Origin of the sequence: Streptomyces sp. WELS2 (assembly GCF_013870595.1) — a bacterium.
Classification (GTDB): domain Bacteria; phylum Actinomycetota; class Actinomycetes; order Streptomycetales; family Streptomycetaceae; genus Streptomyces.
In genome coordinates, this window is record NZ_JACBWZ010000163.1 from 1 (window position 1) to 10,302 (window position 10,302).

Here is a 10,302-nt window from a genome sequence, read left to right on the forward strand (position 1 = left end):
GCCTCGCCGGGGGAGTCGGGGCAGGCGGAACAGTCGGCCACCACCGGTGCCACGGGTTCCGGTACACCGGCGACGACGTCCGCCGCCCCGGCTCCCACAGGGCCCGCCACCACCGCCCCCACGCCGCCCCCGACGACCTCCGCCCCCACCCCCACGCCCTCGCCCGAGAAGGCCTGCGACCGCTTCCTGTGGTGGTGCACCTGAGCGGCCGGGCGGCGTGGACGGGGGCGCCGGGGCGGCCCGGACACGACGGCAGCCGCATCCCACGTCCAAGGATGCGGCTGCCGTCGTGGCCAACGACGAAGGTCAGGCCAGCGTCACGGTGATGTTGCCCCGGGTCGCCTTCGAGTACGGGCACACCTGGTGCGCCTTCTCCACCAGGCTCTTGGCGGTCGCGGCGTCGACGTTCGGGATGTTCGCGGAGATCTCCACGATGATCCCGAACCCGTCGTCGTTCTTGCCGATGCCGACCTTGGCGGTGACCGTCGACCCGGAGATGTCGGCGCCCTCCTCCCGGGCGACGACCCCCAGCGCCCCCTGGAAGCAGGCGCTGTACCCCGCGGCGAACAGCTGCTCGGGGTTGGTGCCGGCGCCGCTGCCGCCCATCTCCTTGGGCGGGTTGACGACCACGTCGAGCTTGCCGTCGTCGGTGGCGACCCGGCCGTCGCGGCCGTTCTCGGCGGTGGCGACGGCGGTGTACAGGACGTCGGACTGCGTGATGGGCATGCGGTTGTCTTCCTCCTCGGTCCACGGCGACTCGCGCCCACGATCGCCACAGGATTTCGGAAAGAAGTTACCGCATCGCGAAAAAACCGGGAAGGTCAGAGCTTGACGACCATCTTGCCGATGTTGTCGCCGCGCAGGACCCCGAGGAACGCCTCCAGGGTGTTCTCGATGCCCTCGACCACGGTCTCGCGGTACTTCAGCGCGCCCGAGGCGACCCACGGGGCGACCTCCTGGACGAACTGCGGCTGGAGGTCGTAGTGGTCGCCGACCAGGAAGCCCTCGATCCGGCCGCGGGTCTGGATCAGCCGGGCCAGGTTCTTCGGGCCGGGCGCGGGCTCGGTGTTGTTGTAGACCGAGATCATGCCGCAGATCGCGATCCGGCCGCCCTCGTTGAGCGAGCCGATGGCCGCCTCCAGGTGATCCCCGCCGACGTTGTCGAAGTAGACGTCGATGCCGTCGGGCGCCGCCTGCCGCAGCTGCTCGGCGACCGGGCCCTTCTTGTAGTTGAACGCGGCGTCGAAGCCGTACTCGTCCACCAGCAGCTTGACCTTCTCGTCGGACCCGGCCGAGCCGATGACCCGGGAGGCGCCCTTGAGCTTGGCGATCTGGCCCACCTGGCTGCCCACGGCGCCGGCCGCGCCGGACACGAACACGATGTCGCCCTCCTTGAAGGAGGCGGTGCGCAGCAGGCCGGCGTAGGCGGTCAGGCCGGTCATGCCGAGGACGCCGAGGTACGCCGACAGCGGCACGCCCTCGGTGTCCGCGTCGACCTTGACGGCGGGCACGGCCGTCGGCCCCACCTTGACGGCGTTCTTCGCGTCCACGACCGCGTACTCGCGCCAGCCGAAGAAGTGCAGGACGTGGTCGCCGGGCTCGATGCCGTCGGCCTTGGACTCGACCACCTCGCCGACCGCGCCGCCCTGCATGACCTTGCCCAGCTCGAAGGGGGCGACGTACGACTTGGCGGCACTCATCCGGCCGCGCATGTACGGGTCGACGGAGAGGTACTTGTTCCGCACCAGCACCTGGCCCTCGCCCGGGGCCGGGACGGGTGACTCGACGAGCGCGAAGTCCTCGGGCTTCGGCCAGCCGACGGGACGGCTGAGGAGGTGCCACTCGCGGTTGATCATGACAGAGCCTTTCAGGGTGCTGGTACTTCACTACCTGAAACAACCATGCTCCTGAATATTTCAGGATGTCAAGTAACCGGGTATCCTGGTGGGCATGTCCACCCCGTCGAACGTGCGCCGCCCCGACCCCCTCACCATGGAGGTCCTCGAGCTGATCGGTGAGGTCGTGTCCCGCTTCTACGCGGACTACGAGGAGGCGGCGGGCGAGCACACCCTGACCGGCCCGCAGGCCCGGCTGCTCAGCCTGCTCTCGCTGGAGCCGCTGCCCATGCGCAAGCTGGCCCAGAAGCTGAAGTGCGAGCCGTCGAACGTCACCGGGATCGTGGACCGCCTGGAGTCCCGTGGACTGGTGGAGCGCCGCCCCGACCCGGCCGACCGCCGGGTGAAGGTGGCCGCCGCCACCGAGCAGGGCCGCGAGGTGGCCCGGGACCTGCGCGAGGGCCTGCGGTTCGCCCGCGAACCCCTCGCCGGCCTGTCCGAGGAGGAGCGCCGCTCCCTGCGCGACCTGCTGCGCCGCATGCTCGGGGCCTGAGTCCCCGGCCCGTCCCGTGGAGCCAGTAGAGTCCTGGCCATGCGCGATCTCGGGGTGGGTTTCGGTTATCTGCTGAAGGGCCAGCGGTGGGTGACCCGGCACGGGCGCCGGTACGGCTTCGGCCTGCTGCCCGGCCTGATCACACTGGTGCTGTACGCCGCCGCGCTGGTCGCGCTGGCCGTCTGGGGCGAGGACGCCGTCGCCTGGGCCACCCCCTTCGCCGACGACTGGGCCGGCCCCTGGCAGGGCCTGTTCCGCGGCTTCCTGACGGCCGTCCTGTTCGCGCTCGGCCTGCTGCTGGCCGTGCTCACCTTCACGGCCGTCACCCTGCTGGTCGGCCAGCCCTTCTACGAGTCCCTCTCCGAGCGGGTCGACGCCGACGTCTCGCCCGACGGCACCGCCCCCGAGTCCGGCCTGCCGCTCTGGCGCGAGCTGTGGATCTCGGCCCGGGACAGCCTGCGCGTCCTGGTCCGGGCCGGGCTGTGGGGCGTGCTGCTCTTCGCCCTCGGATTCCTGCCGTTCGTCGGGCAGACCGTCGTCCCCGTGATCGGCTTCTTCGTCACCGGCTTCTTCCTCACCGAGGAACTCACCGCCGTCGCCCTCCAGCGCCGGGACGTCGACCTGCGCGCCCGGCTCGCGCTGCTGCGCTCCCGCAAGATGCTGGTCTGGGGGTTCGGCACGCCCCTCGGCCTGGCCTTCCTGGTGCCGTTCGTCGCGGTGTTCCTGATGCCCGGCGCGGTCGCGGGCGCCACCCTGCTCGCGCGTGACCTGCTGGGCGAGGACACCGCCGACACCGCCGACGCCACCCCCGGCGCGCGGCCCGACACGGAGGACGTCACCTCCTGACCCGGCGGTGACCGTCCGCACGCCCGGCCGCCGACGCCGAGGTCACCGTCCAACTGCCCCGCCGCGCCGTCGAGGTGGGGAACGGAACGACGAACAGGCGGGCATTTGTGAAGGGTTCGTACGAGATCTCCGCCCGTCGCTCGATCACCGGCCGCCGGCCCACCGCACCGATTAACGTCTGGTCCGGGACACTTCCCGCGCACCGCGGACGAAGCCCCCGCGAACAGCCCCGGTCCGGGACCTGACCCCTGGACCGGGGCTCACCGCCCTCAGCCGCGCACCCCGAAGCCGTACACCGTCTCCGAGCGGTAGACCTCGCCCGGACGCAGCACCGTGCTGGGAAAGTCCGGGCGGTTGGGGGAGTCGGGGAAGTGCTGGGTCTCCAGGGCCGTGCCGGCGTTCGGGGCGAACGGGCCGGACAGGTGGTCGCCGGTGTAGAGCTGGAGGCCCGGCTCGGTCGTCGACACCGTCAGGAGGCGGCCCGAGCCGGGGTCGTACAGCTCCGCGACCTCCTCGGGCGCCCCGGTCACACCCTTGTCCAGCACGAAGTTGTGGTCGTAGCCGGTACCGGTCGCCCGGGGCGCCCGGAAGTCCAGGCGGGAGCCCGACACGTCGGCCGGCGCCCCCGCCGGGATCAGCTCCGCGTCCACCGGCGTGTACCGGGACGCGGCCAGCCGCAGCTCGTGCCCGCCCGTGGCACCGGAACCCGCGCCGCCCAGGTTCCAGTACGTGTGGTTGGTCAGGTTCACCACGGTCGGCGCGTCGGTGACCGCCTCGTAGCCGATCCGCAGCGCCCCCGACGCCGTCAGCGTGTACGTCACCGTCACCGCCAGCCGCCCCGGGAACCCCTCCTCGCCGTCGGGGCTGACCCGGCTCAGCCGCAGCCCGTGCTCCACCGGCGTCACCTCCCACACGCGCTTGTCGAAGCCCCGCTCCCCTCCGTGCAGCGAGTTGGCGCCCTCGTTGCGCGCCACCTCGTACGTCCGGCCGTCCAGCGGGATGCGGCCGCCCGCGATCCGGTTGGCGTACCGGCCGATCACCGCGCCCAGGAACGGCTCCGGGTGCCGCAGATAGCCGTCCAGGTCCGCGAAGCCCAGCACCACGTCCGCCGCCCGCCCCGACCGGTCCGGGACCTCCACCGACTGCACGATCCCGCCGTACGACAGCACCCGCACCCGCACCCCGCCGCGCTCCAGCGTCCACCGGTGCACGGGAGTGCCGTCGGAAAGTGTGCCGAAAAGTTCGCTCATGCGGGAAACCCTAGGTCACCCGTTCCCCGCCGTGACCTTCCGGTACGCGATCTCCGCCAGCCGGGCCTGCCCGTCCTTGCTCGGGTGGAACCAGTCCCAGTGGCTCAGCTGGTCCGTGCCGAACCGGAAGTCGTACACCGCGCCCCCGTCGAAGCGGCAGCGGCGGTCCTTGGCGCAGACCTCCTCGAGCACCTTGTTGTACTCCACCACCCGCCGCTGCACGGTCTCCCGTCGCAGCGTCGCCGCGCTGGTCAGATCGTCCGCGTCGGCCAGCATCGACGGGCAGATGCCCAGCTTCCACACCTGCTTGCCCAGGACGTTCGACCGGCCCTCGGACCACAGCCGCATCAGGTTCGGCACGCTCGACACGTACACCTGTGTCTTCGGCAGCGCCGAGCGCAGCGTGCGCATCGCCTCCTCGAAGTCCGCGCGGAAGTCGGCCACCGGCGTCATCGCCGACGCCGTGGTCCGGCAGGCGTCGTTCCCGCCGGCCATCACCGTCACCAACTCCGGGCGGCGGGCCACCGCCTGCGCCATCTGCCCCGGCAGGTCGGCCATGCGGGCCCCGGTCACCGCGTAGTTCCAGCTGCGCTCCGCCGCGCCCGTCCGCCCCAGCAGCCGCACCGCCAGGCTGTCCACCGCCGCGTCGCCGCCCGTCGCCCAGGACGCCTCCGGGCAGTCCGACAGCACCGTGCACGCGTCGAAGCCGCGGGTGATGGAGTCGCCCACCGCCGCGATCGAGTCCGGGCCGGTGTCCCACAGCGGGGGCCGGGCCGCGCGCGCCTTCGTGGCCTTGGCCGCCGGCGAACCACCGTCCCCGCCCTGGCACCCGGCGACCCCCAGCACCATGGCCACCGCGACGGCGAGGGCGGCTCGCACACGGTGGCTTCGCTTCCGCATCCCTGCTGTTCCCCTCGCTCGACGGTCCGGTGCCCCCCCTATGACAACGACTGAGGGTTCCCGGCCCGGCACCCGGGGAACGGACGGCCCCCGTACAAGCGTCCCCCTGGGTGAATGGCGGCGTTTTCCCGGCGCCGGGACCGACGGTACGTCACACTCCTCGCCCCGTCGCAAGGTAGCCTCGCCATCAACGCGGCCGTCGTGCCACTGCCGCCCAGCCAGTCCGCAAGATGTCCCGCTCTGCCCGGAGGTTCCGGTGACGACACGTGGAGTTCTGTACGTGCACTCCGCGCCGCGCGCGCTGTGCCCGCACGTCGAGTGGGCCGTCGCCGGGGTGCTCGGCACGCGCGTCAGCCTCGACTGGATCCGGCAGCCCGCGTCCCCCGGCACCTGGCGCTCGGAGTTCTCCTGGCAGGGCGAGGCGGGCACGGCCTCCAAGCTCGCGTCCGCGCTGCGCGGCTGGCACCTGCTGCGCTTCGAGGTCACCGCAGAGCCCTGCCCGACCGCCGAGGGCGAGCGCTACAGCTGCACCCCCGACCTCGGCATCTTCCACGCCGTCACCGGCCTCCACGGCGACATCCTGATCCCCGAGGACCGGCTGCGCGCCGCCCTGACCCGCTCCCAGCGCGGCGAGAGCGACCTGGAGGCCGAGATTGCGGGGCTCCTGGGCAAGCCCTGGGACGACGAACTGGAACCGTTCAGGTACGCGGGCGAGGGCGCCCCGGTCCGCTGGCTGCACCAGGTGGTGTAGAGCGGCCCCTGCGGGCCCGACGACGATGGCCCGGTCTCCACTGCGGGAGACCGGGCCATTCACACGTCACGGAACTCAGATCGTACGGAACGCCAGCACCACGTTGTGCCCGCCGAACCCGAACGAGTCGTTCAGCGCGGCGATCCGGCCCTCCGGCAGCGCCCGCGCCTCACCGCTCACGATGTCCGCGTTGACCTCGGGGTCCGGGTTCTCCAGGTTGATGGTCGGCGGAGCCGTGCGCTTCACCAGTGCCAGGATCGACGCGACGGTCTCCACACCGCCGGCACCGCCGAGCAGATGACCGGTCATCGACTTGGTCGCGGAGATCGCCATGTGGTCGACGTCGTCGCCGAACACCTTCCGCAGCGCCTTGACCTCGGCCACGTCGCCCTGCGGCGTGGACGTGGCGTGCGCGTTGACGTGCACGATCTCGGCCGGCTTCAGGTCGGTGTTGTCCAGCAGGTTCTGCAGCGCGTGCGCGATCCCGTTACCGGACGGCTCCGGCTGCGTGATGTGGTGCGCGTCGGCGGAGATGCCCTGTCCGACCGCCTCGGCGTAGATCCGGGCACCGCGGGCCTTCGCGTGCTCCTCGGACTCCAGGACGATCACACCGGCGCCCTCGCCGAGCACGAAGCCGTCGCGGCCGGCGTCGTAGGGACGCGAGGCGCCCCGCGGGTCGTCGTTGTTCTTGGACATCGCCATCATGTTGCCGAACGCGGCGATGGGCAGCGGGTGGATGGCGGCCTCGGTACCACCGGCCACGACCACGTCCGCACGCCCGGTGCGGATCATCTCGATCGCGTACCCGATGGCCTCCGCGCCCGAGGCGCAGGCCGAGACGGGGGTGTGCACGCCGGCGCGGGCACCCAGCTCGATCCCGACGTTGGCCGCCGGGGAGTTGGGCATCAGCATCGGCACGGTGTGCGGGGAGACGCGGCGTACGCCCTTCTCCTTGAGGACGTCGTACTGGTCCAGCAGGGTCGTCACGCCGCCGATGCCGGAGGCGATGACCGCACCGAGACGGTCGGGGTTCACGGACGAGTCCACCCCGGCCTTGGCGGTGAAACCGGCGTCCTTCCAGGCCTCCTGAGCGGCGATCAGCGCGAACTGCGCGGACCGGTCCAGCTTGCGGGCCTGCGGCCGGGGGATGATCTCGCCCGGCTCCACGGCGATCTGCGCGGCGATGCGGACCGGCAGGTCCGCCGCCCAGTCCTGCTCCAGCAGGCTGACGCCGGACGTGCCGGCGACCAGGGCCTCCCAGGTCGAGGCTGCGTCGCCACCCAGCGGTGTGGTTGCGCCGATACCGGTGACGACCACGGTGCGATTGGTCGGGCTCACGGGAATTCTTTCTCCAACGATACGGGGGAGGACTACCCCCGCCGGTGCGGGGATTACGGCGCCACCGCCGGGTGGCGGGGCCTTGCTACGCGCGGCCTACACGCGGCCTACGCGGTGCCTCAGGCCTGGTGCTTGAGGATGTAGTCGGTCGCGTCGCCGACGGTCTTGAGGTTCTTGACGTCCTCGTCCGGGATCTTCACGTCGAAGCGCTCCTCGGCGGCGACGACGACCTCGACCATGGACAGCGAGTCGACGTCCAGGTCGTCGGTGAAGGACTTGTCCAGCTTGACGTCCTCGACCGGGATCCCGGCGATCTCGTTCACGATCTCGGCGAGACCGGCGACGATCTCTTCCTGAGTGGCGGCCATGTCAGGCGCTCCTTCTTGATATTCCAGACGGGTTAATGGCATTTGTATCCGAACCGGACCGGGTGATCCGGCACGGAGTGCCTAGGGGAGGGTAACGACCGTGGCGGCGTAGACGAGACCCGCCCCGAATCCGATGACGAGCGCGGTGTCGCCGCTCTTCGCCTCCCCGGTCGCCAGGAGCCGCTCCATCGCGAGCGGGATCGAGGCGGCCGAGGTGTTGCCGGTGGTGCGGATGTCACGGGCGACCGTGACGTGCTCCGGCAGCTTCAGCGTCTTCACCATCGAGTCGATGATCCGCACATTGGCCTGGTGCGGGATGAAGACGTCCAGGTCGTCCGCGGTGATTCCGGCCGCGTCCAGCGCCTGCTGGGCGACCTTCGCCATCTCGAACACGGCCCAGCGGAACACCGCCTGGCCCTCCTGCGTGATCGCAGGGAACTTGATGTTGCCCTCGCTGTCGACGGGCAGCTGGGACAGGTCGCCGATCCGGAACCGGTCCCAGGAGACGGTCTGCTTGATCGTCTCGGCCTTGTCGCCCTCGGAGCCCCACACGGTCGGGCCGATGGCCGGCTCCTGCGAGGGGCCCACGACGACCGCGCCGGCGCCGTCACCGAACAGGAAGGCGGTGGCCCGGTCCTCCAGGTCGGTGAGGTCGCTCAGCCGCTCCACGCCGATCACCAGCACATGCTCGGCGGAACCTTCCACCACCATGCCCTTGGCGAGGGTGAGGCCGTAGCCGAAGCCCGCGCAGCCGGCCGAGATGTCGAAGGCGGCGGCCTTGGCGGTGCCGAGCTTGTCGGCGATCTCGGTGGCGATGGCCGGGGTCTGGCTGAAGTGCGAGACGGTGGAGACGACCACCGCGCCGATCTGCTCGGCGTCGATGCCGGCGTCCGCGATCGCCTTGCCGGAGGCCTCGATGGCCATCGCGGCCACGGTCTCCTCGGGACCGGCCCAGTGCCGGGTCTCGATGCCGGAGCGGGAGCGGATCCACTCGTCGGACGAGTCGATCTTCTCCAGGATCACCTCGTTCGGCACGACCCGGGTCGGCCGGTAGCCGCCGACGCCGAGGATGCGCGCGTACGGGGCGCCCTTGCTGGGCTTGATCTTCGCCATGTACGGCTCTCCTCAGGCGCCGGTGTGCTCTGCGAGCACGGTCCGGGCCGCTTCCAGGTCGTCGGGGGTCTTCAGGGCCAGCGTCTTCACACCGGGCAGGGCCCGCTTGGCCAGGCCGGTCAGGGTGCCGCCCGGGCACACCTCGAGGATCGCGGTGACGCCGAGCTCCTTGAAGGTCTCCATGCACAGGTCCCAGCGGACCGGGTTGGCGACCTGGCCGACCAGCCGCTCGAGCACCTCGGTGCCGGAGGCGACGGCCCGGCCGTCCTTGTTGGAGACGTAGGTCACCTTCGGGTCGGCCGGCGACAGCTTGGCCGCGGCCTCCTCCAGGGTGGCCACGGCCGGGGCCATGTGGTGGGTGTGGAAGGCGCCGGCCACCTTCAGCGCGACGACCTTGCGGACGCCCTCGGGCTTGTCCTCGTTCAGCGCGGCCAGCTGCTCCAGCGTGCCCGCGGCGACGATCTGGCCCGCGCCGTTGATGTTCGCCGGGGTCAGGCCCAGCCTCTCCAGGTGCGGCAGGGTCACCTCGGGGTCGCCGCCGAGCAGCGCCGCCATGCCGGTCTCGGTGACCGCGGCGGCGTCGGCCATGGCCAGGCCGCGCTTGCGGACCAGGGCGAGGGCGTCCGTGTCGTTCAGGACGCCGGCGAAGGCCGCGGCGGTGATCTCGCCCACGCTGTGGCCCGCGACCGCGCCCGGCGCGATCTCGGAGATGTCACCCAGTGCCGCGGCGGACAGCAGACCGGCGGCCACCAGCAGCGGCTGCGCCACGGCGGTGTCGCGGATGGCGTCGGCGTCGGCCTGGGTGCCGTAGTGGACGAGGTCCAGTCCGATGGCGTCCGACCAGGCGGCCACGCGGTCCGCGGCACCGGGCAGGTCGAGCCAGGGGGTCAGGAAGCCGGGCGTCTGGGCGCCCTGGCCGGGAGCGACGAGTACGAGCACTCTCACACTCTCTCTTGGGGTGGGCGGGGGCCGCCCGTGGGGACAGGGACGAAGAACACGTAGGGCTTTTGTGGAGCCCCGACAAAACCTTATGTCTGGGGTTCACCATCGGCCAGACGCCCCAGGATGAGCGCGATCCGTAGTGTGAACGCGGATCTTACATCCGAGGGGGACCAGCCGGTGACGTCAGTCACACGTCGGAGCCGGTAGCGCACGGTGTTCGGGTGAACGAAGAGCATTCTCGCCGCGCCTTCGAGACTGCTGGCCTGCTCCAGGTAGACACTCAGCGTTTCCAGCAGCGCCGAGCCGGCCTCCTCCAGCGGTCTGTAGATCTCCTCCACCAGCTGCTCGCGGGCGCTCGGGTCGCCCGCGATGGCGCGCTCCGGGAGCAGATCGTCGGCGAGCACCG

General features: G+C 71.5%; 11 protein-coding genes and 2 pseudogenes. 4 read left to right on the forward strand and 9 right to left on the reverse strand.

Annotation, left to right across the window (positions count from 1 at the left end; translation table 11 throughout):
- A pseudogene (locus H5J33_RS36745) lies at positions 1-204 on the forward strand (hypothetical protein); the annotation flags it as partial.
- 102 nt (positions 205-306) lie between these two features.
- On the opposite strand, the gene H5J33_RS12845 reads toward H5J33_RS36745, so the two are convergent.
- Both H5J33_RS12845 and H5J33_RS12850 read right to left on the reverse strand, forming a co-directional pair.
- Positions 307-726 (reverse strand): organic hydroperoxide resistance protein, encoded by a 420-nt coding sequence (locus tag H5J33_RS12845; RefSeq protein WP_030776901.1) that lies wholly within the window; start codon positions 724-726, stop codon positions 307-309.
- Positions 727-821: 95 nt separating this feature from the next.
- Positions 822-1,856: an NADP-dependent oxidoreductase gene (locus H5J33_RS12850; protein WP_181795037.1), complete on the reverse strand. Its 1,035-nt coding sequence runs from the start codon at positions 1,854-1,856 to the stop codon at positions 822-824.
- Positions 1,857-1,950: 94 nt separating this feature from the next.
- Between H5J33_RS12850 and H5J33_RS12855 the strand changes: the two genes are divergently transcribed.
- Together H5J33_RS12855 and H5J33_RS12860 are read left to right on the forward strand one after the other, a co-directional pair.
- Positions 1,951-2,388, forward strand: coding sequence for a MarR family winged helix-turn-helix transcriptional regulator (locus H5J33_RS12855; RefSeq protein WP_181795038.1), 438 nt, complete (start codon positions 1,951-1,953; stop codon positions 2,386-2,388).
- Positions 2,389-2,427: 39 nt separating this feature from the next.
- Positions 2,428-3,234: an EI24 domain-containing protein gene (locus H5J33_RS12860; protein ID WP_181795039.1), complete on the forward strand. Its 807-nt coding sequence runs from the start codon at positions 2,428-2,430 to the stop codon at positions 3,232-3,234.
- A gap of 269 nt (positions 3,235-3,503) precedes the next feature.
- Here H5J33_RS12860 and H5J33_RS12865 read toward each other — a convergent pair whose 3' ends face one another.
- A complete protein-coding gene (locus H5J33_RS12865) occupies positions 3,504-4,484 on the reverse strand; it encodes an aldose epimerase family protein (protein ID WP_181795040.1) in 981 nt (326 codons plus the stop codon).
- A 15-nt stretch (positions 4,485-4,499) separates the two neighbouring features.
- Positions 4,500-5,384, reverse strand: a complete 885-nt coding sequence (locus tag H5J33_RS12870) for an SGNH/GDSL hydrolase family protein (protein ID WP_181795041.1) — start codon at positions 5,382-5,384, stop codon at positions 4,500-4,502.
- Between the two features lie 256 nt (positions 5,385-5,640).
- Here H5J33_RS12870 and H5J33_RS12875 point away from each other — a divergent pair, with 256 nt between their 5' ends.
- Positions 5,641-6,135, forward strand: coding sequence for a DUF3145 domain-containing protein (locus tag H5J33_RS12875; RefSeq protein WP_181795042.1), 495 nt, complete (start codon positions 5,641-5,643; stop codon positions 6,133-6,135).
- A 75-nt stretch (positions 6,136-6,210) separates the two neighbouring features.
- Here H5J33_RS12875 and fabF read toward each other — a convergent pair whose 3' ends face one another.
- The 5 genes and pseudogenes from fabF to fasR all read right to left on the reverse strand — a co-directional run.
- A complete protein-coding gene (fabF, locus tag H5J33_RS12880) occupies positions 6,211-7,473 on the reverse strand; it encodes a beta-ketoacyl-ACP synthase II (protein WP_181795043.1) in 1,263 nt (420 codons plus the stop codon).
- Between the two features lie 119 nt (positions 7,474-7,592).
- Entirely contained in the window at positions 7,593-7,841 is a 249-nt protein-coding gene (locus H5J33_RS12885; protein WP_030604530.1) for an acyl carrier protein, read from the reverse strand.
- A gap of 81 nt (positions 7,842-7,922) precedes the next feature.
- A complete protein-coding gene (locus H5J33_RS12890) occupies positions 7,923-8,954 on the reverse strand; it encodes a ketoacyl-ACP synthase III (protein ID WP_181795044.1) in 1,032 nt (343 codons plus the stop codon).
- Positions 8,955-8,966: 12 nt separating this feature from the next.
- Positions 8,967-9,893 carry an ACP S-malonyltransferase gene (locus H5J33_RS12895; protein ID WP_181795045.1) on the reverse strand — a complete coding sequence of 309 codons (927 nt, stop codon included), beginning with the start codon at positions 9,891-9,893 and terminating at the stop codon, positions 8,967-8,969.
- Positions 9,894-9,982: 89 nt separating this feature from the next.
- Positions 9,983-10,302: pseudogene (gene fasR, locus H5J33_RS12900) on the reverse strand (fatty acid biosynthesis transcriptional regulator FasR); the annotation flags it as partial.